Below are 26,362 nucleotides of genomic sequence, written 5' to 3' on the forward strand. Positions count from 1 at the left end.
AAATTACATTTGAGCAGTTTTTGTATAGGTATAATTTAATACAAAAATACATAATTTTTGTACTTTGCCTTTCTCAATTACTAAACCAAACCCTTATGATTTCTGAAAAACCACTTCTTATTATCCTGACCTTGATTTTTGGGATTTTTAACCTAGCATCCTGTGGAGATAAGGAAAATGTCAAAAAAGAAAATCTAGATCAACATAAAAGTCCCAATATTATTTTCATTATGACTGATGATCATGCGGCGCAGGCCATTAGCGCCTATGGCCACCCAGTGAGTATGCTGGCTCCTACTCCTAATATTGATCGGATCGCAAAAAATGGTGTGAAATTCAATAATAATTTCTGCACCAATTCTATTTGCGGTCCCAGCCGGGCAGTAATTTTAACAGGTAAACACAGCCACATAAATGGCTTTAGAATGAATGGTGAAACCTTCGACGGGTCTCAACCTACCTTACCAAAATATCTTAAGAAGGTAGGATACCAAACGGCTTTGATTGGAAAATGGCACTTGCATGGAACACCAAAAGGATTTGACTACTGGCATATTTTGGAAGACCAGGGGAATTATTATAATCCAGATTTCATCAATGGTAAGGATACTACAAGAATTGAAGGTTATGCTACAGATATAATTACAGAAATGGGATTAGACTGGCTCAAAAACAAAAGATCCACAGAAAAACCTTTTATGCTTATGGTGCAACATAAAGCACCACACAGAAATTGGATGCCGGCACTTAGACACATTAATAAATATGATTCCATTAAATTTCCCTTACCCGATAGCTATTTCTCAGATCATAAAGGGCAAATAGCTGCACAACAGCAATTGCAAACTATTTATGAAGATATGTATGAAGGTCACGACTTAAAAATGACGGTAGCTAAAGGCAGTGATTCTCTAAGGCATAATCCGTGGAAAAATGATTTTAGAAGAATGACCAAAGAACAGCGCGAGGCCTGGGACAAAGCCTACCGGCCTAAAAATGATGCTTTTCATGAGGCTGATTTATCTGGCAGAGCACTGGCAGAGTGGAAAGGTCAGCGGTATTTGAGGGATTATCTTGCCACTGTGGCCTCAGTAGATGAAGGAGTAGGTAAAATATTAGATTATCTGGAAGAAACTGGATTAGATGAAAACACTTTAATTGTTTATACCACAGATCAGGGGTTCTATCTGGGTGAAAAAGGTTTTTTTGATAAGCGCTTTATGTATGAAGAATCCTTAGCCATGCCATTGCTTATGCAATTTCCTGGTGAAATAGAAGCAGGGAGCCAAATTAATGCGCTTACTCAAAACCTAGATTTCGCACCAACCTTTCTTGATTTTGCAGGAGCTAATATTCCAGAAGATATGCAGGGGAAATCTTTAAGACCCTTGATTAATAACTCCATTTCAGATGATGATTTCAGAAATGCTATTTATTATCATTATTATGATTTTCCAGCCTTCCATATGGTAAAACGTCATTATGGAATTAGGACCGACCGTTTTAAATTAATTCACTTTTATGATGACATAGATGTTTGGGAAATGTATGACCTGAAAAAAGATCCTAAGGAAATGACCAACATTTACAACCATCCAGAATATGCCGGGGTGAGAAAGCAACTGCATGCCAGTCTGGATTCATTACAGCAAAAATATAATGTTACTAAGGCAGAATTCAACACTACTCCTGAAGCCCAAGTTGAGCAGGCTTATCGAAATTTTGCGAGACTAGCCGGGGAAGATCCTGCTCATTACCCCCATTTTAGGGAAGAATAAAAAATATTGGAATATCTCCCAACATATTTTACGCAGGTCCGATAATTATAATTTACTCTCTTGTAATATTTCCTATTAATTGGATTTTTTCCTATTTTTGATCCAAACCTCCAAACTATGATGTTTGATCGAATTAAGGAAAAACTTGAAATTCTCGCTGATGCGGCAAAATATGATGTCTCCTGTTCCAGTAGCGGTAGTAAACGCTCTAATAAAAATAAGGGCCTGGGAAATTCTGATGGTATGGGAATCTGCCATTCTTACACGGAGGATGGCCGTTGTGTTTCTTTACTGAAAATTCTACTTACCAATCATTGTATATTCGATTGTGCCTATTGTGTAACCCGACGCAGCAATGATATTCAACGAGCTGCTTTTAAAGTTCAGGAAGTTGTAGATCTTACAATCAATTTTTATCGAAGAAATTACATTGAAGGCTTATTCTTAAGTTCGGGCATTTTTAAAGATCCCGATTTCACAATGGAACGTCTTATCCAAGTCGCTAAGAAACTACGCCTGGAGGAGAATTTTAACGGTTATATCCATTTGAAATCCATACCTGGGACAAGTGATGAGCTGATGCGCGAAGCGGGACTTTATGCAGATAGATTAAGCGTAAATATTGAAATCCCCACCATTTCCGGCCTAAAGAAATTGGCTCCAGAAAAAGATCATTCCGATTTTATAAAACCCATGGAGAAAGTAAAAAATGAAATCATACAATATAAGTCTGAAAAAAAAATAATTAAAAGCACTCCAATTTACGCTCCAGCAGGTCAAAGCACACAAATGATAGTAGGTGCAACAGGAGAAAGTGACCGGGAGGTAATGTTATCCGCAAACCATTATTATAAAAATTATAATATGAAGCGTGTTTATTATTCAGGCTATGTCCCGATACGCAGTGACCCGCGTCTGCCTTCTATGGGCTCTCAAGTTCCTTTGTTAAGAGAAAACCGACTTTACCAAACAGATTGGCTGATGCGCTTTTATGGATTTAAAGTGGAAGAATTATTAAACCAGGAGTTTCCAAACCTCGATATTGAAGTAGATCCAAAATTAAGCTGGGCATTGAGAAATCCGCAGCATTTTCCGATAGATATTAATCGCGCTGAAAAAGAAATATTAATGAGAATCCCCGGAGTTGGACTAAAATCGGTAAGTAAGATTTTAGATGCAAGAAAGTACAGAAAATTAAATTATGGTCATCTAAAAGCAATTGGTGTAGCATTTAACCGCGCCCGATATTTTATAATCTGTGATTCCCGCGGTTGGGAATCATCAGACCTGGACTCGGGGAAAATAAAATCTTTAATTCTTCGGAATTCAGTTGGTAAGTTCAGAAAAGAGTATACCAGCCAATTAAGCCTCTTTTAGATGCTCCCTACCACTTCCCTAAACTACGACGGTACCTTTAATGGCTTACTCACATGCATCTTCACAAACTATGAGGAGAAATTAAAGATTACATCCATAAATCCTCCAGATATAAAAAATGGAGATTTATTTAGCGAAAGCCGGGAAGTAATAACCGATACATCAAAAGCACAAAGAGTTTGGAAAGCTTTTAAAAGGTATGTTTCCAATAAAAGCTTAAAGGCTGTTTATTATGCCTATTTAAGTGAAAATCCAGGAATTGAATTAGAGATTTTAAAATATTTTCAGCATACTTTCCAACATAAAAAATGCATCCATGGAGATTTTGCTAATTTGAATGTTTTACAAATTTCTCAGACTGCCAAAAAAGTAGGTCGAGAAAAACACAGAATGGAGGCCTTTGTTAGATTTCAACTCACAAAAGATAACATCTATTTCGCTACGATAGAACCGGATTTTAATGTACTCCCTCTTATAAAAAAACATTTTACTTCCCGGTATAGTGATCAACAATGGATAATCTATGATACCAGAAGAAAATTTGGGCTATATTACGATTTACAAAAAACGAAGGTTATTTGTATTGATTTTTCTGAAAAGAAGGATGTGCCAGCTGAAAACAAGAATTTTTTTGGTAATACTGAATTAGAATATCAGAAATTATGGCAGAATTATTTTAAAGCTACAACAATTAAATCCCGCATAAACACTAGGCTTCACAACCAACATGTGCCTAAAAGATATTGGAAATATTTGATTGAAAAGAATTCCTTGTCTAATTAAAAAATAGTTTAAATTTGCTGCTTCAACTAATTAAACAAATTCTAAAATGAAAAAATTATTTTTACTTTTTGCTGTTGCAACAATGTCCCTTTCAATCTACTCATGTAGAGAAACTACTGAAGAAAAAACAGAAGACGCAATCGAGTCTGCTGGTGAAGATGTAGAAAATGCTGCTGAAGAAGCAGGAAATGAAATTGAAGAAGTTGGAAATGAAATAGAGGCTGGAGCTGAAGAAGTAGAGCAAGAAATGGAAGAGGAAGTAAACGAAGACGAAAATATCTAATCGTTTACTTTTTAGAAATTTAAGAGCCGCTTTCGTCACCGAAAGTGGCTTTTTTTAGTTTAACATAAATCAAATTACCATGAGAAAATTAGTATTTATTTCAGTTGCTGTTTTTACATTGAGTTTATATTCATGCCGGGAGACTACCCAGGAAAAAACAGAGGATGCTGTAGAGGCCATTGGTGAAGATATCGAAGATGGTGTAAATAAGGCCGGGGAAAAAGTAAAAGAGGGCGCCAGAAAAATTGAAGAAGGTGCAGAAAAAATAGAAGATGAAATTGATGAGGAAATTCACAATAACGACATCTAATTCATCTCTTTTCTTATAAAATATATAAGGCTTTTTTGTGAATTATTTTAAAAGTCAATTTTCTACTTAAAAGGGTATTAAGTTGTTGTATAAATGAACCATTAAATGAGCCTTATTTTTTTCGTTCAATAACATAGTTTACCATAAGTTCAAGGGACTCCCGATAAGACGAAGCCGGATAATCTTCTAGGATCAACATAGCTTCCTGCTGAAATTCTTCCATGCGTTTTATCGCATAATCAAGTCCTCCTTTTTTCTTCACAAAACTAATCACCTCCTTTACCCGCTTTTTATCTTTATTATGATTCTTGACAGAATTAATTACCCAGTTCTTTTCTTTTTCGGACGAATTATTTAAAGCGTAGATAAGGGGCAAAGTCATCTTTTGCTCTTTAATATCAATACCTGTTGGTTTTCCTATTTGTTCATCTCCATAATCAAAAAGATCATCTTTAATCTGAAATGCCATCCCTATTAATTCACCAAATCGGCGCATTTTTGGAATAGCATCCGAATCTGGTCTCACCGAAGCAGCGCCCAGGCTACAGCATGCCGCGATTAGTGTAGCGGTTTTTTGCCGGATTATATCGTAATAAACGGCTTCTGTAATATCTAAACGCCTGGCCTTTTCAATTTGTAACAGTTCTCCTTCACTCATTTCCCTGACGGCTACTGAAATTATTTTAAGCAGATCAAAATCATTATTGTCAATTGAAAGCAGTAAACCTTTGGAAAGTAAATAATCGCCTACCAGAACCGCTATTTTGTTCTTCCATAAAGCATTTATGGAGAAAAACCCGCGACGGCGATTAGAATCGTCGACCACATCATCATGAACCAGGGTAGCCGTATGAATAAGCTCTATAACGGAAGCCCCTCGATAAGTACGCTCGTTTACACTTCCTTCTGAAACCATCTTAGCCACCAGGAAAACGAACATAGGTCGCATCTGCTTTCCTTTACGATTTACTATATAATGGGTGATCCTATTGAGTAGGGCAACTTTTGAAGACATGGCCTCAAGGAACTTTTTTTCAAAAAGCTCCATTTCTTTCTCAACCGGAAGTTTTATTTGGGAAATTACTTTCATTAAGCCACCAAAGATAATTATTTATAAACAATATTAAGCGGTGGTTTTCTTTCAAAATAAAGAATCCAGAGACCTTTCTCCAAGGCGGATAAACGGCCGATAATTAAAGGCATACCAAGGTGAATACACTTAACGACAGATTAGGCGGATTTATTAGCCAACTGTCCACAGGCTGCATCGATATCTTTTCCACGAGAACGTCTTACGGTAACTGTAATACCGTTTCGCTCCAAAATTTGCTGGTACATATCTGTAGCCTTAGAAGAAGCTTGTTGGAAATTGCCATCATCTATAGGATTATATTCTATTAAATTAACTTTACACGGCACATAATTGCAAAAACGCACCAGAGCTTCAGCATCTTTTCGGGTGTCATTAATATCCTTCCAAACGATATATTCATATGTGATCCGGCTTTTCGTTTTAGAATACCAATACTCCAAAGCTTCACGAAGATCAGCTAACGTAAAAGTTTCGTTAAAAGGCATTATCTGTGTGCGGATCTCATCGGTTGCGGCGTGGAGTGAAACAGCGAGTTTTATCTTGGTTTGGTCATCGGCTAGTTTCTTGATCATTTTTGGCACCCCGGAAGTAGAAATAGTAATTCGTTTTGGAGACATTCCTAAACCTTCGGGTGATGTTATCTTTTCTACCGCTTTCATGACATTGTTATAATTCATAAGCGGCTCTCCCATACCCATAAAAACAATATTGCTTAGCGGTCTGTCAAAATACAGTCTGCTTTCATTATCTATGGCAACTACCTGATCGTAGATTTCATCAGGATTCAGGTTTCGCATTCTTTTTAAACGTGCCGTGGCACAAAACTGGCAATCCAGACTGCAACCTACCTGGGAGGAAACACAGGCCGTAGTTCTGGTAGCTGTAGGAATTAAAACGGATTCTACCGTAAGCTGATCGTGCAGTTTTACTGCATTTTTAATCGTCCCATCGCTACTGCGTTGCATTTTGTCTACACGAATATGGTTTATGACAAAATTCTCGTCCAACATTTCACGGGTAGATTTAGAAATATTGGTCATCGCTTCAAAACTATGTGCACCTTTATTCCAAAGCCATTCATATACCTGGCTTCCGCGGAAGGATTTATCGCCATTGGCTACAAAAAATTCCTGAAGTTGGTTTTTAGTAAGCGCCCGTATGTCTTTCTTCTTATTTTTCACGCTGCAAAAGTATGAAGAATTAAAGGATTTTTAAGTTAAGCAGAAGCTAAGTGTTTTAATTTCTGGGATTAAGCAGAATCAAAAAAAGCCACAACTTACTTTTTCAATAACCTGTGGCTTTTATAAATTAAATATTTTGGAATTAAATGATCAACATCGCATCTCCATAAGTATAAAAACGATATTTTTCTTTTACCGCTTCCTCATAAGCGCGCTTCATAAAATCATGTCCTGCAAAGGCCGAGATCATCATTAGAAGCGTAGATTTTGGGGTATGGAAATTTGTAATCATACAATTCGCAATACTAAAATCGTAAGGAGGGAAAATAAACTTATTGGTCCACCCACCAAACTCATTTAAAGTATGATTTGAAGAAACCGCGCTTTCAAGCACACGCATAACAGTAGTACCTACCGCACAAACGCGTCTGTTTTCAAGTTTGGCTTTATTAATGGTTTGTGTCGCTTTTCTTTCAATAAAAGCTTCTTCACTATCCATTTTATGCTTACTAAGGTCTTCTACCTCAACAGGACTAAAAGTACCCAATCCTACATGCAAAGTTACTTCCGCGAAATCAATCCCTTTAATCTCCAAACGCTTTAAAAGGTGTTTAGAAAAGTGAAGTCCTGCAGTAGGTGCCGCTACAGCTCCTTCTTCTTTCGCATATATTGTTTGATAGCGTTCCTGGTCCTCAGGTTCAACATCACGTTTGATATATTTAGGAAGTGGAGTCTCCCCAAGTTCTTTCAGCTTTTTCCTGAAATCTTCATAAGAACCGTCATAAAGGAAACGAAGCGTCCTTCCACGAGAAGTAGTATTATCTATAACTTCAGCAACTAAACTTTCGTCATCACCAAAATAAAGTTTATTACCGATTCTAATTTTTCTGGCAGGATCAACAAGAACATCCCAAAGTTTGGTTTCCGGATTCAATTCCCTTAAAAGAAAAACTTCGATTCTAGCACCTGTTTTTTCCTTATTACCAAATAAACGCGCCGGAAATACTTTGGTATTGTTTAATACCATAACATCTTCAGGCTCGAAATAATCAAGGATATCTTTAAATTGTTTATGTTCAATTGTTTGTTCTTTCCTGTTTAAAACCATTAGCCTTGCTTCATCCCTATTCTCTGAAGGGTATTCCGCCAAAAGTTCATCTGGAAGTTCAAAATTGAAGTGTGAAAGTTTCATTCCCATAGTTGCATTTTTAGAAGCGGCAAATATACAATCTCAAGATAGGGGTTGTCAAGTATTTAACGGTTTATTTGAAAAAAGCTTTTAAATAGAAGTTTTTTCAATATTGAAATTGAGTTTTTCTAAATCTTCCCAGAAACCCGGGTAAGATTTTGATACTACTTCGGCATCTTCAATTTTAAATGGAATTTTTAATCCAAGGGGAGCAAAGGCCATTGCCATCCGGTGATCATTATAGGTTGCTACAGAGACCTGCTCTGAGAATTCCTGCTGTGGAAATAGTTCCAGGCTATTATGGGTAACTTTTACTTTACTTCCGAATTTTTCAATTTCTGTTTTTAATGCCTCAAGCCTGTCGGTTTCCTTAATTTTCAAGGTATGCAAACCGGTTAAACGACAGGGAACGTTAAGAGCTAAACAGGTAACTGCTATGGTTTGAGCGATATCGGGAGAATTTTGTAGATTTTCTTCAATATGTTTCGGTTTGGGAGCCACGTGTTTTTCTAAAATAATATGATCTTTTTCAAATCTGGTATGGACCCCAAACTGCTTATATATATTGGCAAGACAGGAATCTCCCTGTAAACTGGTTTTCCTATAAGTACTGAGTTTAAGATCAGCTGATTCACTTATCGCTGCCAGGCTATAATAATAAGAAGCGGAACTCCAGTCTGACTCTACCGCCAGGGTTTGTTTTTGCAAAGCAAGGGTCGGTTCGATTTTAATAGTATTTCCTTCAAAAACTCCTTTAATTCCAGCCCGCTGCAAGATTTCCAGGGTCATTTTAATGTAAGGTACAGAAGTTATTTCTCCTTCTAAAAAAATTTCGAGCCCCTTAGGAAGGGATGGTGCAATCAACATTAATGCAGAAATATACTGACTACTTATATTAGCCTCTAAACTCACCTTACTTACCTGTAGTTTTTTACCTTTAATTCGTATGGGTGGGTAGCCCTCATTCTTTTCATAAGAAATATCGGCTCCCATAGTTTTAAGCGCATCAACTAAAAGCTTTACAGGCCGCTCAGTCATTCGTTTACTTCCGGTTAAAACTACCTCCCTACCATTTAAAGTAGAAAAATATGCTGTTAAAAATCTCATAGCGGTCCCAGCGTGATGGATATCTATTAATTCATCCTCACTGTCCAGGGCTTTTTGTAAATAATGGGTATCGTCACTATTAGAAAGATTGCCAATCTTCAAATTCGGATATAATGCCTGCAAAATCAGCAAACGGTTGGATTCACTTTTTGAGCCGGTAATTTTAATGGCACCGGTCAGATGTTTTTTGGTATTTGAGATCTTTAAATTCATTGATAAGTATTATTTATCCGCATCCTTCTTTTGTTTAGCTCTGAATTGACCTAATGCAATGATAAAACCATATGCGAAAGCAGCAAGTAGCTGACCAGCAATAAAACGAAACAACTTCCCGTCCTCTGTGCGCTGAGTAAAATAGGTTTTAAAATCGAATCCGCCGTATTCAAACAACATACTTACTATATCATAAACGATAAGAAAGCCTAGCCCAAGGAATAAAACCGATTTCCAGAAGGCTCTTTGCGAAATCATCTCTTTGAATTTCATTATTTTAACTTTTCGTTATTATGATGTCTGTCGTGATCTCTTTTTGTTTTTATTTCCAGTTTTTTATCAAAGGCTTTTTGAAGATCTACCCCCGTTTGATTGGCTAAGCAAAGAACTACAAACATTACATCTGCCAGTTCCTCTCCCAGGTCTTTCTCTTTATCTGATTCCTTTTCACTTTGTTCGCCATAACGACGGGCGATAATTCGGGCAACCTCTCCTACTTCTTCGGTAAGTTGCGCCATATTGGTAAGCTCATTAAAATACCGAACCCCATGTTCCTTTATCCAGGTATCAACAGCTTTCTGAGCATTTTCTATATCCATTTCGTTCTTAAGATTTTGTCAAAACTATGGCTTCTGAATGTTTATTTACCATTTCACTATAGAAATTTTTAAGTCCTTCATAATCCAGGGAGGAATAAACTATATTGTTTAAATCCAAAGAAGATTCAATCCTTAAAAACTTTCCATTTAAAGCTACTACAAATTTAAAAACACCAGCTCCATTTTTTAGGTCCACAATAGCACTTTCTGGCAAAGATTCGACTTCATAACCTTCGGGAATAAGAAAATTTATAGTGTTGCTATCACTAGATGGAAAATCGAAAAATATAGGATAATTACGCTCCTTACCCTTAAAAGGATTTTCGGTAAGACCTGCAAAAACCATAGGTTTAAAATATATTTTTTCATTTATGATTTCCATCGCATTCTTAAGCTCAAAATTATAGCTTTGTTTAATAATTTTTCCAATGGCTTTTTCGTTGGAAATAGTCACATCAGATATTTCTATATTTCCTTTGTTTTTTTCCAGAACCGGTATATAATCTTTTTTAGCTAATCCAGCATAATCGTCTCGGAATTTTTTAGCGTGTAAACCATTTAATTTCCTTACCAACTTTCCTTGTAAGACCATATCATCATCAAACTGCATGTTGAGCATAGTTATATTTTCAGATTTTACAGTAGGCATCAAATTCACCCAATCGGATGTCCCATCTTCCCTAATAATTCTGCCTCGCCAGTTCATAGCCCTATTGGGAAGTTCCCCTATCGCTACGTTTTTATCGGTAGCATCCATTAAAACAAAATCATCTTGAGTTTCAACAGCGGCTATAACATAATTAAAACCATTTCGGGTGGGGTAGATGGGAATACCGTGAGATTTGGTACTTACAAGTACTGGATTAGCCTCAAAGCCCGCGTATCTTAGCATACTAACCAACATTAAGTTTATATCACCGGTATTTCCTGCACCCTTAATATAAGCTGATTTTATTCCACTTTCTGCCCGAAATCCTATAAAATCGTTCCAGGTAATTTTATTCTTCACATAATTAAAAATCTTTGCTAGTTTCCCGGTTCGGTCCTTAGTATCGCTCAGTAGTTTATCGATATCCTTATCGAAAAAATTAGTTCTGTTGACTTCCTGCTTTAGGCCGGAGTCATTATATATACTTTTTGCTACCCCTTCCCAGGTTCGGGAATAATTCTCTACCGGTGAATCTGGAAACTGGGTATATTTTAGTTCCCAACGCAAATATGCGGCATAATTTTGCAGATAATCAACGTACATCTCCTTTTTCAGCGGTGGAATGTCATTTCTTTTAAAATCATAATTATTAAGCAAGTAATCGATACTCCGCTGATCATAATCTGTGCTAACTACTCGCTGGCCAGTTCTACTCTTTTGGGTATACCTATAAGTGAAGGTTTCTGTAGATTTATTAATTGGGAAAATTATAGGAGATTTAGGATTGTAGTGCATTCTAAAACCAAAAAATTCTGGAATTTTTATCTCGGCTTCTAATCGCTTGACAGGAATTTCAAACTGCAAGGGCACATCATCTATAGAAGTAGTAAAAGGAGAGGTGATAGTGTATTTATATTCAATTACGCTGCCTTCTGTTACGGCGGGCATTGTGAATTTTGTTTTTAAAATATACTTGTTGGTTTCCTCATTAAAAATTCCATTATTCCTTAACTTTTCATCAACCAGCTTTCCATCCTCAATATTGTAGGTATATCCTTTAATATTGCCGATATCATCCCTCTCTGTTCCGTTCTGATATCCACTAATAGTTTTATTAGCCCATTTTAAACCTTCTTTATTATAGATTTTAATACGCTCGTGAACTTCGGTAACCAGACTTAAGCCGGTATTTTGGTTTAAATCATAATAGACCCTATGTTCCCTAAATAATATCGCTGCATTGGCCTCTTTATATTTGGGATGTACCTTTTCAAGTACTTCTTCTTTGGAAACCTTTCCGAATTTATAATTTTGTGCCTGAAGCAAACACACTGAAAGTACACTGATGATAAAAAAATAAAAATGTTTCATAAAATGATTAATTACTGACTAAAACTGCTTTTTGGTTGGTAAAAGACCTTATTTGATTCATAAATTTACGGTAGGCATTATATTTCGAACTCCCCCAGTTACCCTCTTTCAAAACCAAAAGTCTTTCCACTTTTAGCTGAGTCCCATCAATTCCTGTAATACTGGCTTTAAAGAATAATTTTCCAAATTCATTTTCAATGCTAAACGGATCGGGAATAGATTCTATCTTAAATTTTTCCGGTATTTTATACTGGAAAACGTCCTTATAAGTTTTACCTCTTTGTATAACCAAAGGAAGTTTTCTGGCCTGGTTTCTAGGTAAACTAAAGAATTTAGCAGGCAAAAAATCTAAGGGTAATAGCAAGCGATTCCCTGCTTTTGAAGCTAATTTAACCCCTTTGATTTTTAGATTTTCAGTAAAGACTACTGAATCCCTGTCATTCTCAAACACTATCTCTGCGATCTCCAATTCCTTTAAATGCCCCCATTTTTCACGATAATAAATTTTCTGGTGGTCTTCTTTCAGGTTTCTTATTCCGTAAATATCGCCATATGGTATCCCTGAATTTTCACAGGTAACATTTGCCGAAAATCCACCATCTTCATTGAGAAGGATTTCACTAAAGCTTTTCTTTAAATTTACTTCTGTTGAATAGTTAGGGGTGCTAATAATTTCTCCTCCTTCCGGTGTGATTTTTAAAACTTTTCTATCATCGGTAAAATCGCCTAAATAATTAAATGGAGTTGATTGACTGGTACATTCTAACCAGACTTCCTCTCCCTCAAATGGTAAATTAAGAATAACGTGATTGCCTTGCATGGAAGCAAATTCCGGGTCAATATTATTCTTTTTCCCTCCATAAACAACGGTATAGTACGAGGGTATTCCTAGAGATTCCAAAAGGGCTTTGGTATAATTGGTAAGTGCTTTACAATCGCCATAACCAAGTTCGTCCACATCTTTGGCATGCATTGGCTCCCAGCCGCCAATACCTAACTGTACACTTATATAGCGCGTGTTTTCCTGGACATAGTTATAAACAATTTCTGCCTTTTCCCGCTCTGAAGGAGCATTAGCCGTAAGATTATTAATCATAACAACTGTCTCCTGTGGAAGTGCGGTCTTGCCTTTTAATAAATAATCATATTGCCATTTACCCAGTTCCTTCCAGTTGGAAGCTTTACCCTGTACACCAACCAAAGCAAATTCGTTTAATGCGACATAGACCTGTGGTAAAAAACTTGAAAGATCAGGGCTTAAAACCTCATGTTCTATTGCTGAAATATTCTGGACTTCATAAAATAACTCTGAATCTGAATTGTTTTTGTCAAAATCCAATTCTTGAAAATTATTTTGTTCAAACCTGAAAGGAATAGCATTTGGATTTACAAATCTATAGGAAGCCCGTTCTACACTTAGGTTATAATTCTCAATCGGTTTCCAGGGCTGGATAAAAATAGTGGAATTTGTTTCTACTACGCTTTCATATGCTATGGTGATTGGATATTCTTTAATTGTATAGTTTAAATAACTAAGTCGATTATCACTAAAGAGGGTGCCTGAACCATGAAGACTACGATGATCAAAATTGCGTTGTTTTATTTTATCAATTACTTCTCCACGACTATTGTATACAATAACTCGCTGATCTTTTATTTTCCTGTTTTCATCGTAAAAATCATAGGCTTGTATGTGTTGATCTCCGTTTTGGTTAAGAACCGAAACCACACGTTTGGTTTTTATTCTCATTTTATCAACCGCAAGAATGGAAACCTCAATAGCTTCGTTGCGAACAATAGCATTCGAGTTGACCAGTAAATCGGGAGCTATGGATAAGATAGAATAATCCTGACTAAGGAGGTTGGTTGTGGCTAGGTGGAAAAATAAAAATTGGAGTATTAAAATCTTGCGCATTTATCTACAGGGATGAAGTATAGTATCGCAAGATATTAAATTTTAACCAATTTTAACGTTTTTCTTTAGAATCCATTAAGATTGTCACAGGCCCGTCATTGATCAACTCAACTTTCATATCGGCTCCAAACTCCCCTGTCCCTATCGGTTTTCCCAAATTTTCCTCCAGTTTTTCAATAAACTTCTCATATAACGGCACAGCCAACTCAGGTTTTGCCGCTTTTATAAAACTCGGCCTGTTCCCCTTTTTTGTAGAAGCGTGCAGCGTAAACTGACTAACCACAATAGCATCTCCATCCACATCTAATAATGAGAGGTTCATCGCATCATCAGCATCATTAAAAATGCGCATTTTTACGATCTTATTGCAAAGCCAGTCAATGTCTTCCTGGGTATCGTCACTTTCAATTCCCAATAAAATTAAAAGGCCATGCTTCATTACCGCATTTATTCCGTGTTTTATTTGCACGGAAGCTTTTGAAACCCGTTGTAAAACAACTCTCATTTTTTTGGATAAATATCGGTTCTGTAATTATCTTCTTCTCCTTCCAAAATCTGCAAATAACTTTTATAACGGCTCCATGCGATCTCACCCTCTTCCAGTGCATCTTTTACTGCACATTGTGGCTCTTCCAGATGTAAGCAATTATGAAATTTGCAATCCTGTTTGATTCTAAAAAATTCCGGAAAATAATTGCCTAATTCCTCCCTTGCAATCTCTACAACTCCAAAACCTTTAATTCCGGGGGTATCAATTATCCTGGCATCAAAATTAAGGTCGAACATTTCAGCAAAGGTGGTAGTATGCTGACCTTGCTTATGTTGTTCGGAAATTTGAGAAGTTTTCAAATTAAGACCGGGTTCTATCATATTGATCAAGGTGGATTTTCCAGTTCCGCTGTGGCCTGCGAACATACTTGTTTTACCCAGCATTATTTCCTTCACTTTATCTACATTTTTTCCTGTGGTAGCGGAAATACCAATACACTGGTAACCTGCATTCCTATAAATAGCTGCCAGATATTTTATTTCTACCAGTTCGTCTTGGCTGTAGGTATCTACCTTATTAAAAAGCAAAACCGCATTTACATGGTAAGCTTCGGCGGTGACCAAAAAACGATCTATAAAAGTGGTCAGGGTGGGTGGATTATTTAAAGTAATCAACAAAAAAACCTGATCTATATTAGCCGCGATAATATGGGTTTGTTTAGAGAGGTTGACCGATTTACGAATAATGTAATTCTCCCGATTTTCGATCTTTTTGATCACACCCTGTTCTGCACCCTCTTTGTCCTCAATATCAAATTCTACGCGATCACCAACAGCCACCGGGTTCGTACTTTTAATTCCTTTTATTCGGAATTTCCCTTTAATCCGGCAATCATAAAATGCTCCAGCCTCACTTTTCACCTGGTACCAGCTTCCGGTAGATTTATAAACGGTTCCTTTCATTCACATTATGGGTTTTAAGTAGCCGTTTGAAAAGTTTTCTAAACGAGTTCAGCCTGAGAAAACCCAGAACACTTCAAACAGCTACTTTGCTAAAATAGCAAAAGCAGTATTCACTACTTGCCTTTAAACCAAAAATCATGGAAACAAGACTGGTTAAGATTTCATGATCTTTTCCTGGTGGTTAATAGATTCCTGGTGAACTGCCTTAAATAAACGTAGAATAAACTCTTCGCTCAGACCGTGTTGTTCTCCTTCGAGGACCATATTTCCAAGAATCTCATTCCATCTTTTGGTTTGTAAAACAGAAACATTCTGTGATTTTTTAACCTGGCCAATTTCATCGGAGATTTTCATTCTTTTGGAAAGCAGTTCGATCAATTGGTTATCGGCTACATCAATTTTGGCTCTTAAAGTGCTTAATTTATTCTGAAATTCTTCGCTTTCTGAAACCTCTTTTCTAATCTTCAAATCTTTCATAATCTGAATAAGTGTAGCTGGAGTGATTTGCTGTGCAGCGTCACTCCAGGCATCATCGGGAGTGTGGTGGGTCTCGACCATAAGTCCGTCATAATTAAGATCTAAAGCAGTTTGACATAGATCAAAAATAATATCCCTGCGGCCGGCGATATGCGAAGGATCCAAAATTAGGGGAAGATCTGGAAATTTATTTTGAAGCTCAATTGCAATCTGCCATTCCGGATTATTTCGATACTTTGTCTTTTCATATGCTGAAAAGCCACGGTGAATCACTCCTAAATTTTTAATATCGGCAGTATGGAATCTTTCTACAGCCCCTAACCAAAGTGATAAATCTGGGTTTACCGGATTTTTAACCAATACGGTTTTATCGGTTCCTTTAAGTGCATCGGCAATATCCTGCACAATGAAGGGTGAAACCGTAGTTCTGGCACCAATCCAAAGAATATCTACATCGTTTTCCAAGGCAAGGTCTACGTGATTCGCATTGGCTACTTCGGTAGTGGTCAACATCCCGGTTTCTTCTTTGGCTTTTTTCAACCATTTCAAACCTAGGGCGCCAACACCCTCAAAATTTCCAGGTCTTGTTCTGGGCTTCCAAATTCCTGCTCTTAACACCGTAGCATCGGTATCTTTTAACTGGTGGGCAATCTTTAAAACCTGTTCTTCGGTTTCAGCACTGCAAGGCCCGGCGATTACTAGCGGATGATCTAATCCGAAATCATCTAACCATTTTCTTAGTTCTTTCTTGTTTTCCATAATTTAAAATTTAATCCTGATTACTAGTTTATTCCGTTTAAAATTGATTTGATATGATTGGTACGTTGCATTTCATTATAGACTTCCTGAAAATCATCTTTTTCAATAAGCTCTTTAAAATGCGTAAGGTTATTAATGTATTCTTTGAGCGTTTCCAGCACATTCTCCTTATTTTCCTGAAAAATAGGTGACCACATAGCAGGAGAACTTTTAGCCAGCCTAACTGTGGAAGCAAATCCACTGCCCGCCAAATCAAAAATATCCCGCTCGTTACGTTCCTTTTCCAAGACCGTTTTCCCCAGCATAAAGGAACTGATATGCGATAAATGTGAAACATAGGCGATATGGCGGTCGTGCGAAACAGGATCCATATACCTGATGCGCATTTCCAGTTTTTGAAAAATATCCAGGGCTCTTTCCTGGAGTTTAAACGCCGTCTTTTCTACCTCGCATATGATATTTGTTTTATTCCTGTATAAATTAGCAATAGCAGCCTGAGGACCAGAAAATTCAGTTCCTGCGATGGGATGAGAGGCTAAGAAATTCCTACGATTTGGGTGATTGGCAATATTTTTACAAAGCCCCGATTTTGTAGAACCAGTATCAAAAACCAATGTATTTTCATTTACTAGATTTAATACCTGCGTTATTACCCCATTTGCAACATCAACTGGAACTGCAACTATCACAACATCTGCATGGCCAACATCTCCCAGCTTCGCTACATCATCTACAATTCCGAGTTCTTTTGCTTTTTTTAAATTTTTTTCATCGGCATCGCTTCCGAAAATTTCTGCTTTAGGGAAAGCCGATTTAATGTCAAGCGCAAAAGATCCACCTATAAGTCCTATTCCTATTATTTGAACTATCATCTTTTATTTTTTTATATCCCTATTGAGGGATTTACAAAAGGTATACAATATTAACCTCTTAGTTGTTTTATTCTTGCTGCCAGCATTAAGCAGCTTTTATTCTTTTGATTGCCCTACTGATATTTTCTTCAGTAGCACAAAGTGAGAAGCGTATATAGCCCTCGCCATTACTTCCGAAAATGAACCCCGGCGCTGTAAAAATATGGTACTTGTTCAATAGAAAATTCACAAAAGCTTCTGCGTTTGTTCCCATGGGAACTTTTGCCCAAACAAACATACCGGTCTGGTCCTTTTCGGGTTCACATTGCAAGGCTTCAGCAAGCTCAAGTACTTTTTCTTTCCGGCTTTGATAAATTTCATTCTGGGAAGAAAACCAGTCTCCATTGAGTCTTAATGCTGCCGCTGCTCCGGCTTGAAGCGGGTAAAACATCCCACTATCCATATTGGTTTTTACTTTTAAAATCGAGTTCAGGTTTTTTTCACTCCCGCAAATCATTCCTATTCTCCAACCTGCCATATTAAAGCTTTTACTCAGGGAATTCAATTCCAAAACAACGTCCTTAGCACCTTGAACTGCTAAAATACTTTTAGGATCCTCATTGAGAATGAAACTATAAGGATTGTCATTTACTATCAGAATTTTATGGGTTCGAGCAAATGCTACCAGCTCTTCAAAAAGACTGTCGTTTGCAGATGCACCCGTAGGCATATGTGGATAGTTAACCCACATTAATTTCACTTTACTTATATCTTTTTCAGCCAGCTCTTTTAAATTTGGCAACCAATTTCCCTGGGCATTCAGATCGTAATAAACCGCTTTTGCGCCTACTAGCTCAGTAACCGAGGAATAGGTAGGATAGCCAGGATTTGGAATAAGCACCTGGTCACCCTCGTTTAAAAATGCCATAGAAATGTGGGTTATACCTTCTTTACTACCCATTAAGGGAAGAATTTCAGTCTCGGCATCCAGGGAAACCTGATAATGGTTTTTATAAAATTCAGCTATGGCATTTCTGAAGTCGGTAGTACCCTTATAGGGCTGATATTGGTGTGCTCCGGTATTGGTCAAAGCTTCATTTAAAGCCGAGATCACTTGTGGCGGCGGAGGCAAATCTGGACTCCCAATTCCCAGGTTAATAATATCTTTTCCGGCGGCGGCCATAGCACGTACCTCCCTCAATTTTGAAGAAAAGTAGTACTCTTTTACGTGGTCCAACCTTTTTGCCTGCTGTATCATCACAAACTATTTTTATAGGTTCCTAATATTGTTAATCGCTCTGTCATAACTTCCAGAATATCCATTGCTTTTTGAAATTCGGTATAATCTTCAAAGGTAATATCAATAAAAAATGAATATTTCCAGGGAAATTCAATTATTGGCATACTTTGTATTTTAGTCATATCCAGATTAAAATCCCTTAAAATATTTAATACTGAAACCAGACTGCCTCGTTTGCTTTCCAGCTCAAACTTCAAAGATGCTTTATCTATTTTATCACCATTAGGTTCTTTCTTTTTAGTACTGATAATAAGAAAACGCGTGGCATTACTTTTTTTAGTATGAATGCTTGCGGCTAAAATTTCTAACCCGAATAGTTCTGCTGCAACCTTACTGGCCACTGCCGCCACTTTTGTACTGCCTTTTTCAGAGATTCTTTTAGCTACTTCTGCTGTATCAGCATCTTCGATCAATTTAATATGCGGATGCTTTTTAAAGAATTCTTTGCACTGCAAAAGTGCCATGGGATGCGAATAAACTTTCTTTATATTCTCTATTTTTTGACCAGGCATCGCCATAAAATTCATATCTATTGGGATATAATGTTCCCCTACCACCTTCAAATCATTTTCATCAATCAAGGCGTAATTTGGCAGAATAGAACCTGCAATGGAGTTTTCAATAGCCATTACCCCTTCGGTAGCTTCGCCTTTCAAAAGGCTTCTAGTAAGCTGGGCAAAAGACATACACTCTAACACCTGGACATCCTTATGGTAATATTGCTGGGCCACCAAATGATGAAATGAACCCTGTACCCCCTGAATAGCTATAATTTTATCCATTTATTTATTATAATAATCCCACTTATTGAGTAAAAAAAAAGCCCCGATGTTTATCGGGACTTTTTTATATAATTCTTCATTTAATTACATAGCATTCCCGTTCCTATTCCAGAAATAGAAATAAAAAAAATAGAATGCGTTCCAGCTAATTAAATGATTCATTGTTTCATTGTTACTTGGCTAAAGTAGAATATAATTCCTAAATGAAAAATGATTTTTTAGGTTTTTTTAAGCCGTCTCCAGCTTTTTACAGACTTGATTTTTTTTCGAGAAAAACACAGAAATATTTCTAATGAGTTTAAAAATAAACACTGCGTAATTCCGAATTTAACAACGGAAAAACTTTCCTAAAAAACTAATATATCTATTTATGGCCTATTTTTAGCGATATAAAAATCCTTACTTTTGAAAAAATGCGTGCTATGTCTATTTATGTGGAAGGAATTTCTAAATTTTATGGCGAACAAAAAGCGCTGGATTCCATTTCTTTTAAACTGAACAAAGGGGAAATTGTTGGTTTTCTGGGGCCAAACGGCGCGGGTAAATCTACCCTGATGAAAATTCTTACCGGTTACCTTTCTTTCTCCCAAGGTAAAGCGGAAGTAAATGGAATTTCCCTGAAGGACAATTTGCATAAAATCCAGCAGCAAATTGGATACCTCCCTGAGCATAATCCTTTGTATACTGAAATGTATGTTCGAGAATATTTAGACTTTAATGCTAAAATATACAATACCGCTAAATCCAGAATAGAGCAGGTTATTGAACTAACAGGATTAAAACCAGAAGCCAATAAAAAAATCGAGCAACTTTCTAAAGGCTACCGACAACGCGTGGGACTAGCCACTGCCCTGCTTCACGATCCAGAAGTTTTAATCTTAGACGAACCTTCTACGGGATTAGATCCAAATCAATTAGTAGAAATCAGGAATTTGATTAAGAATATTGGAAAGGAAAAATCGGGTAAAACAATTTTTCTCTCCACACATATTATGCAGGAAGTTGAAGCCATTTGTGACCGGGTGATCATTATTAACAAAGGAAAAATAGTTGCCGATAAGTATTTAAAAGATTTGCGAAAGGAAAACGATCAGGTGATCTTAGTGGAGTTCGATTACCGGGTTGAAGAAATCGCACTACAAAATTTACCTCATTTAATTTCCGCTAAAAATATTGGTGGATTTGCCTATGAACTGACCTTCGATACCGGGGAAGATATGCGGCCTGCAGTTTTTGATTTTGCACACGATAACGGATTAAAAACCCTCCAGTTAAACCAAAAAACCAAAAACCTGGAAAGTTTATTTGCCGAACTTACTCAAAGATAAGTCGCCCGGTGTAATGTTCTTCTATCGCTACTTCCGGTGGGCGGTTTTTTGAAATTATATCCCCAAAACCAAAAATATCTCCTTTTAAGGATTGCTGCGGATTAATTATTAATTTATTGGTTCCCCGATGAAGGATATCGTAATGTTGAACAATCAAATCCTCAGCTTCCAGCCTTCCATCTCCATTTGCAAAAAACAGGTTCACATTTTCAGCGCTTCCAGTGAGGAAATAATTGGAAATATTATCATTTGTAATTCTTAGGTTTTCAACATGGAGATCAAGGATAAAATCTCCATCAGTATGGATATTGGGGTCGCGCTCCTGGTTGAAGGAGCGTAACCAGAGATCAGGGAATTTTAATTTCCCTAAGCCCTCTATAGCACTTCCACTGCTGTTTTGCAACCAATTTAAAGTAGGAGTAGTCACATAAATTTTGGTGATCTCATAATCCCGGAATAGGTTACAAGAATTTTCATTCCTAAGTTCAAGGCGTTTATTTACAACCTCAGCATGAATATCTTCAATAAGATTTCTGCCGGTTTCAATCTTCACTGTATATGCATCGCCCTGTTCAATAAATAGTTTTATCCGTTCATATACTATAATTTCTTCGAAAGCCTTTACCGTAAATTCCTGAGTGAAAATTTCTCCGGAAGTTTTAATACAGGTAGGTGCTTCCTTGGAATCACATCCTAAAATAGCAAAAAACAAGATCGCTATACTTAAAATTCGCTTGTTCATAATCGATATCCTATTGAAAGTTCTACGGCTTCCGCGTTGGCATAATGGGATCGAACGCTAAGTGAAACCCAAAAATTATCAGTGATTTTTCGCTGTAACCCAAGCCTGTTATACAACTGATCTACAAAATGCTCGTAGGGATAATATACATAATACCCCAAATGGGTAATCACAGATAATTTATCGAAGCTAAGCTGGTGACCTACAAAAACTCCGACCCGCTTGGAATCCTCATCTCCGGAAGTTTCTCCTAATGGGAATGCTACTGCCTGGTATTCTATTCGTTCCTTCATAGCTTTTGAGAAAAAAACTTCTGTTCCTGCCTGGAGAGCGCTTTTATGATTCAGCACCTTATCGGCATATGCTGAAAAGGTCAAAAAAGGATATTGTTTAGAGCCGATAATCCCTATGGTATTTACACCGCTTCGAAGCACAAAATTTAGGTGAATTGGCTCTGTATATTTTTTATTTGGTCCTTTAGGGCGATAGCCGGGCAGGTTCTGGTGATCCAACATATAATTTAAACCAAGATTAAAAGTAATGGTATTAGTACTGGCATTGGGAGAGGCAAAATCGGCATTGGAGTAATGGATTAAGGAAAGACCGGCCTGAAGGCCCAAACCTTCAAAAATTCTTTCTTTCTTATAATTTGCCATCAGGTAAGTTGAGCTTAGCATACGAGAACCGTAGGCATTGTTTTTATAATTATTATCAGGGTGATATGGATTAGAGGCATAGGCCAAACCCTGACCTATTCTGAACATGAGATGTCGCCTGAACAGGTAGAAATTCATATGGGCATAAAGTCCGTAATTCTCACCTAAGCTGGGATTTTTCATATCCTGATAGGTGAGAGAAAAACCAACATCAGGATAATTAAAACGTTTTTCCCACTCTTCAAACCCGAAGCTTTTTTTATTAAAACCAAGGATAAGGCCGGTAGGATGGCCGGTAATTAAATGGGCAATATCCGGATTGTGTTCAGCTATAGTTCCGTAAAAATAACTGGCATCAACAAAATAATAAGCCTTCCTGGATTCCTGGGCAGAACTATTGCCAAGGATAAAAAGAAAAATAAGGACCGAAATTTTCTTCATTACCGGCAAATGTAGCCTAATATTTTAAAAAACCGCTTCTGCAATTTTCTCAATATTGGTACTTTTTCCCATGGAGTAATAATGCAATACCGGAACCCCGGCTTTTATCAATTCTTTACTTTGATGAATTCCCCATTCAATCCCAACCTGGCGGACCTCTTTATTATCCTTGCAATTTTCAACTTCGTGAATAAGATCTTCAGGCATATCAACATGAAATCTATGCGGAATAATACTTAACTGCCTTTTTGTGGCCAATGGTTTCAAACCAGGAATAATGGGAACTTTAATTCCATTTTCACGGCACTTGTCCACAAACTGAAAATATTTACTATTATCAAAAAACATTTGTGTTACCACATATTCAGCACCGGCTTTAATTTTATCTTTTAATCTGCAAATATCTTTATCCAGACTCGGGGCTTCCATATGTTTTTCGGGATAACCAGCAACGCCTACACAAAAATTGGTTTTATGACCTTGCTCAATAACCTCATCCTGATAATTCCCCTTATTGAGCTCCATAATCTGCTCAACCAGATCCTTTGCAAATTTATTGCCTTTGGGGTCGGGGGTAAAATACGTTTCACTTTTAATCGCATCTCCTCTTAATGCTACTACGTTTTGAATACCCAAGAAATCCAGATCAATCAGGAAATTTTCGGTATCCTCTTTGCTAAAACCTCCACAGAGTATATGGGGAACTGCATCCACTCCATATTTACTCTGAATTGCAGCGCAAATCCCTACGGTACCTGGACGTTTTCTTACAATTCTCTTTTCTAGAAGCCCGTTCTCTCTCTCGTCAAAAACATGTTCTTCCCTATGATAGGTTACATCTATGAAAGGCGGTTTAAACTCCATTAACGGATCTATTCCATCGTAAATTGATTGAATATTTTGTCCTTTTAAGGGCGGTAAAATTTCAAAAGAGAACAAGGATCTTCCCTTTGCCTTTTTTATATGTTCGGTAATTTTCATCGTATAAGTTCTGTTTTTAATCTGCAATATTTGGATTTAGCCATTTTTCGGCCTTTTTCAGGGGAATTCCTTTTCTTTGGGCAAAATCTTTTACCTGGTCTTCTTTAATTTTTCCAAGACCAAAATAACGGGCTTCGGGATTGGCGAAATAATAACCACTTACACTTGCTGCCGGCCACATGGCCAAACTTTCGGTGAGTTCGACGCCAATTCGCTCTTTTACTTTTAAAACTTCCCAAATACTCAATTTCTCTAAATGATCTGGGCAGGCAGGATACCCGGGAGCTGGTCGAATGCCTTTATAGGTTTCCTTTATTAATTCTTCATTGCTTAAATTCTCCTCAGGAGCATAACCCCATTCCTCACTACGGATTTTTTTATGAAGAAATTCTGCAAAAGCCTCGGCAAGCCTATCGGCCAGGGCTTTTATCATTATCGAGTTATAATCGTCGTGATCTTCTTCAAACTTTTTGGCTAGCTCTGCTGTCCCAAAACCGGTGGTTACACAAAAACACCCCATATAATCCTGAACCCCGAATTCCTTTGGTGCAATAAAGTCGGAAAGCGCAAAGTTCGGTTTCCCTCCGTGTTTTTTTAATTGCTGACGAAGCGTTCTAAAGAGCATCGTTTTTTCTTCGGAATTCTCCCTATAGGTAACTTCAATATCATCATCGTTAACCGTATTGGCAGGAAACAGTCCATATACTGCTTTTGCTTTGAGTAATTTTTCATCAAGGATTCTGTTGAGTAAAACTTTAGCATCTGCAAATAAAGAAGTTGCCTGTTCACCGACCACTTTATCTTCTAAAATATCAGGATACCTGCCATGCAAATCCCAGCTTCTGAAAAAAGGGCTCCAATCAATATAAGCCTCGAGTTCTTTTAAGTCTAAATCGTCAATTTGATGTATTCCAGGCTTATTTGGTTTTATCAGCTGCGCAGCTTTCCAGTCAATTAAGTACTTATTTTTCCTGGCTTCTTTAATGGATAAAAAAGATTTAACCTTACTTCTTTTCTTAAAATTAAGCCTGAATTTATCATACTCGATTTTAAGATCATCCATATATTTTTGGCGCGTATCTTCCTTTAAAAGATCACCAATTACCGTCACTGCCCGTGAGGCATCATTTACATGAGCAACCGCATTTTTATACTGCGGATCTATTTTTACTGCGGTATGTGCTTTTGAGGTAGTAGCACCGCCAATTAGCAAAGGCACATCAAAATTTTGCCGTTGCATCTCTTTGGCAAGAAAAACCATCTCATCCAAAGAAGGTGTAATCAACCCACTTAGACCGATAGCATCAACGCCTTCCGCCTTAGCCGTTTCGATTATTTTCTCCGGAGGAACCATCACCCCGAGATCTATTATTTCATAGTTGTTACAACTTAATACCACGCCTACGATATTCTTGCCAATATCATGTACATCACCTTTAACGGTAGCCATAAGAACTTTCCCTGCCGAGGATCTTTTATTAGATTTGTCGTCTTCAATATAAGGGAGTAAGTAAGCGACCGCTTTCTTCATTACCCTGGCCGATTTAACTACCTGAGGAAGAAACATTTTCCCACTACCAAAAAGATCCCCTACCACGTTCATTCCTATCATCAAATGTCCTTCTATAACCTCAATAGGCTTTTGTGCTTCCAGGCGAGCCTGTTCTATATCCTCTAAAATATAAGCATCGATCCCCTTTACCAGCGCATGAGTGATTCTTTCCTGCAAGGGTTTTTCCCTCCAGGAAAGGTCTATTTTGCTCTCCCTTTTTGATCCTACCACCGTTTCGGCAAAATCAAGTAAACGCTCAGTAGCATCTTCCCGCCGGTCAAGTATTACATCTTCAACGCGTTCTAAAAGGTCCTTGGGAATATTATCATAAACTTCCAGAAGTGCAGGATTCACAATTCCTATAGTCATTCCTGCCCTAATCGCGTGATAAAGGAACACGGAATGCATTGCTTCCCGCACTGGATTATTTCCACGGAAAGAAAAGGAAACATTACTCACCCCTCCACTTACATTGCAGTGGGGAAGATTTTCTTTTACCCAACGGGTTCCTTCTATAAAATCTATAGCATTGCGTTTATGTTCGTCCATCCCGGTTCCCACCGGAAAAATATTCAAATCAAAGATGATATCCTCAGGTGGTAATTTTACCTTATTAACCAGAATATCATAGGAACGTTTAGCTATTTCTATACGCCGCTTGTAGTTATCGGCCTGTCCAACCTCATCAAAAGCCATCACAATTACCGCCGCACCGTAACGCTTTATTTTCCTGGCGTGCTGAATAAATTCTGCTTCGCCCTCTTTAAGACTAATAGAATTCACCACACATTTCCCCTGCACCACTTGCAAACCGGCTTCAATAATTTCCCATTTTGAGCTGTCTATCATAATAGGCACACGTGAAATATCGGGTTCGGCAACAATAAGGTTGAGAAATTTAACCATAGCCTCTTTTCCTTCAATAAGGCCATCGTCCATATTGATGTCGATAATCTGTGCGCCACCATCTACCTGGTCTCTGGCGACTTCTAGTGCTTCCTCAAATCTTTCCTCTTTAATTAAACGAAGGAACTTCTTGGAGCCAGCCACATTGGTCCGCTCTCCTACATTGACAAAATTACTTTCCGGGGTGATTATTAAAGGTTCAAGGCCTGATAATTTCAGCGGTCTGACTTCTTTTTGTCCCATCTCACCAGCAAAAGATTTTTGCTGGCTATTTTCTTGATTAAATG

24 protein-coding genes are annotated in these 26,362 nt (G+C 37.4%); 6 read left to right on the top strand and 18 right to left on the bottom strand.

Annotated features, from left to right (window positions below):
- Positions 1-95 precede the first annotated feature (95 nt).
- From DET49_RS04905 to DET49_RS04925, 5 genes are all read left to right on the top strand, one after another.
- Positions 96-1,778, top strand: coding sequence for a sulfatase (locus DET49_RS04905; protein WP_133546979.1), 1,683 nt, complete (start codon positions 96-98; stop codon positions 1,776-1,778).
- A gap of 117 nt (positions 1,779-1,895) precedes the next feature.
- Positions 1,896-3,155, top strand: coding sequence for a putative DNA modification/repair radical SAM protein (locus DET49_RS04910; RefSeq protein WP_133546980.1), 1,260 nt, complete (start codon positions 1,896-1,898; stop codon positions 3,153-3,155).
- A complete protein-coding gene (locus DET49_RS04915; protein WP_133546981.1) occupies positions 3,156-3,938 on the top strand; it encodes a TIGR03915 family putative DNA repair protein in 783 nt (260 codons plus the stop codon).
- 46 nt (positions 3,939-3,984) lie between these two features.
- Complete coding sequence (locus DET49_RS04920; RefSeq protein ID WP_133546982.1) at positions 3,985-4,221, top strand: hypothetical protein; 237 nt, start codon at positions 3,985-3,987, stop codon at positions 4,219-4,221.
- 79 nt (positions 4,222-4,300) lie between these two features.
- Positions 4,301-4,531 carry a hypothetical protein gene (locus DET49_RS04925; protein ID WP_133546983.1) on the top strand — a complete coding sequence of 77 codons (231 nt, stop codon included), beginning with the start codon at positions 4,301-4,303 and terminating at the stop codon, positions 4,529-4,531.
- Positions 4,532-4,643: 112 nt separating this feature from the next.
- On the opposite strand, the gene DET49_RS04930 is transcribed toward DET49_RS04925, so the two are convergent.
- From DET49_RS04930 to DET49_RS04995, 14 genes are all read right to left on the bottom strand, one after another.
- Positions 4,644-5,621, bottom strand: a complete 978-nt coding sequence (locus DET49_RS04930; protein ID WP_133546984.1) for a polyprenyl synthetase family protein — start codon at positions 5,619-5,621, stop codon at positions 4,644-4,646.
- A 140-nt stretch (positions 5,622-5,761) separates the two neighbouring features.
- Complete coding sequence (gene rlmN, locus DET49_RS04935) at positions 5,762-6,805, bottom strand: 23S rRNA (adenine(2503)-C(2))-methyltransferase RlmN (protein ID WP_133546985.1); 1,044 nt, start codon at positions 6,803-6,805, stop codon at positions 5,762-5,764.
- A gap of 142 nt (positions 6,806-6,947) precedes the next feature.
- Positions 6,948-8,003 (bottom strand): tRNA preQ1(34) S-adenosylmethionine ribosyltransferase-isomerase QueA, encoded by a 1,056-nt coding sequence (queA, locus tag DET49_RS04940; protein ID WP_208109623.1) that lies wholly within the window; start codon positions 8,001-8,003, stop codon positions 6,948-6,950.
- An 81-nt stretch (positions 8,004-8,084) separates the two neighbouring features.
- On the bottom strand, positions 8,085-9,314 hold the full coding sequence (gene aroA, locus DET49_RS04945) for a 3-phosphoshikimate 1-carboxyvinyltransferase (protein WP_133546986.1): 1,230 nt from the start codon (positions 9,312-9,314) through the stop codon (positions 8,085-8,087).
- A 9-nt stretch (positions 9,315-9,323) separates the two neighbouring features.
- A complete protein-coding gene (locus DET49_RS04950) occupies positions 9,324-9,587 on the bottom strand; it encodes a hypothetical protein (RefSeq protein WP_133546987.1) in 264 nt (87 codons plus the stop codon).
- Positions 9,587-9,913: a nucleotide pyrophosphohydrolase gene (locus DET49_RS04955; protein ID WP_133546988.1), complete on the bottom strand. Its 327-nt coding sequence runs from the start codon at positions 9,911-9,913 to the stop codon at positions 9,587-9,589. The genes DET49_RS04950 and DET49_RS04955 overlap by 1 nt, the downstream gene beginning before the upstream one ends.
- Positions 9,914-9,920: 7 nt before the next feature.
- Positions 9,921-11,933, bottom strand: a complete 2,013-nt coding sequence (locus DET49_RS04960) for a DUF3857 domain-containing protein (protein WP_133546989.1) — start codon at positions 11,931-11,933, stop codon at positions 9,921-9,923.
- A gap of 7 nt (positions 11,934-11,940) precedes the next feature.
- Positions 11,941-13,848 (bottom strand): DUF3857 domain-containing protein, encoded by a 1,908-nt coding sequence (locus DET49_RS04965; RefSeq protein WP_133546990.1) that lies wholly within the window; start codon positions 13,846-13,848, stop codon positions 11,941-11,943.
- Between the two features lie 52 nt (positions 13,849-13,900).
- Positions 13,901-14,353 (bottom strand): D-aminoacyl-tRNA deacylase, encoded by a 453-nt coding sequence (dtd, locus tag DET49_RS04970; protein ID WP_133546991.1) that lies wholly within the window; start codon positions 14,351-14,353, stop codon positions 13,901-13,903.
- Positions 14,350-15,300: a ribosome small subunit-dependent GTPase A gene (gene rsgA / locus DET49_RS04975; RefSeq protein WP_133546992.1), complete on the bottom strand. Its 951-nt coding sequence runs from the start codon at positions 15,298-15,300 to the stop codon at positions 14,350-14,352. The genes dtd and rsgA overlap by 4 nt, the downstream gene beginning before the upstream one ends.
- 153 nt (positions 15,301-15,453) lie before the next feature.
- Positions 15,454-16,536 (bottom strand): bifunctional 3-deoxy-7-phosphoheptulonate synthase/chorismate mutase type II, encoded by a 1,083-nt coding sequence (locus tag DET49_RS04980; protein ID WP_133546993.1) that lies wholly within the window; start codon positions 16,534-16,536, stop codon positions 15,454-15,456.
- A gap of 23 nt (positions 16,537-16,559) precedes the next feature.
- Entirely contained in the window at positions 16,560-17,408 is an 849-nt protein-coding gene (locus tag DET49_RS04985) for a prephenate dehydrogenase (protein WP_133546994.1), read from the bottom strand.
- An 85-nt stretch (positions 17,409-17,493) separates the two neighbouring features.
- On the bottom strand, positions 17,494-18,645 hold the full coding sequence (locus DET49_RS04990) for a pyridoxal phosphate-dependent aminotransferase (protein WP_133546995.1): 1,152 nt from the start codon (positions 18,643-18,645) through the stop codon (positions 17,494-17,496).
- Positions 18,645-19,469, bottom strand: a complete 825-nt coding sequence (locus DET49_RS04995; RefSeq protein WP_133546996.1) for a prephenate dehydratase — start codon at positions 19,467-19,469, stop codon at positions 18,645-18,647. Before DET49_RS04995 ends, DET49_RS04990 begins: the two co-directional genes overlap by 1 nt.
- Before the next feature lie 422 nt (positions 19,470-19,891).
- On the opposite strand from DET49_RS04995, the gene gldA reads away from it, so the two are divergent.
- Positions 19,892-20,797, top strand: a complete 906-nt coding sequence (gene gldA / locus DET49_RS05000; protein WP_133546997.1) for a gliding motility-associated ABC transporter ATP-binding subunit GldA — start codon at positions 19,892-19,894, stop codon at positions 20,795-20,797.
- Here the strand turns inward: gldA and DET49_RS05005 are convergent.
- The 4 genes from DET49_RS05005 to metH are packed head-to-tail and all read right to left on the bottom strand — an operon-like array spanning position 20,784 to position 26,318.
- Positions 20,784-21,539, bottom strand: coding sequence for a head GIN domain-containing protein (locus DET49_RS05005; RefSeq protein WP_133546998.1), 756 nt, complete (start codon positions 21,537-21,539; stop codon positions 20,784-20,786). The two genes, gldA and DET49_RS05005, sit on opposite strands and share 14 nt — an antisense overlap.
- Positions 21,536-22,636 carry an acyloxyacyl hydrolase gene (locus DET49_RS05010; RefSeq protein WP_133546999.1) on the bottom strand — a complete coding sequence of 367 codons (1,101 nt, stop codon included), beginning with the start codon at positions 22,634-22,636 and terminating at the stop codon, positions 21,536-21,538. The genes DET49_RS05005 and DET49_RS05010 overlap by 4 nt, the downstream gene beginning before the upstream one ends.
- A gap of 24 nt (positions 22,637-22,660) precedes the next feature.
- On the bottom strand, positions 22,661-23,617 hold the full coding sequence (metF, locus tag DET49_RS05015) for a methylenetetrahydrofolate reductase [NAD(P)H] (protein WP_133547000.1): 957 nt from the start codon (positions 23,615-23,617) through the stop codon (positions 22,661-22,663).
- 16 nt (positions 23,618-23,633) lie between these two features.
- On the bottom strand, positions 23,634-26,318 hold the full coding sequence (metH, locus tag DET49_RS05020) for a methionine synthase (RefSeq protein WP_133547073.1): 2,685 nt from the start codon (positions 26,316-26,318) through the stop codon (positions 23,634-23,636).
- Between the last annotated feature and the right edge of the window lie 44 nt (positions 26,319-26,362).

Origin of the sequence: Salegentibacter sp. 24, from assembly GCF_004362395.1 — a bacterium.
Taxonomy (GTDB): Bacteria; Bacteroidota; Bacteroidia; order Flavobacteriales; family Flavobacteriaceae; genus Salegentibacter.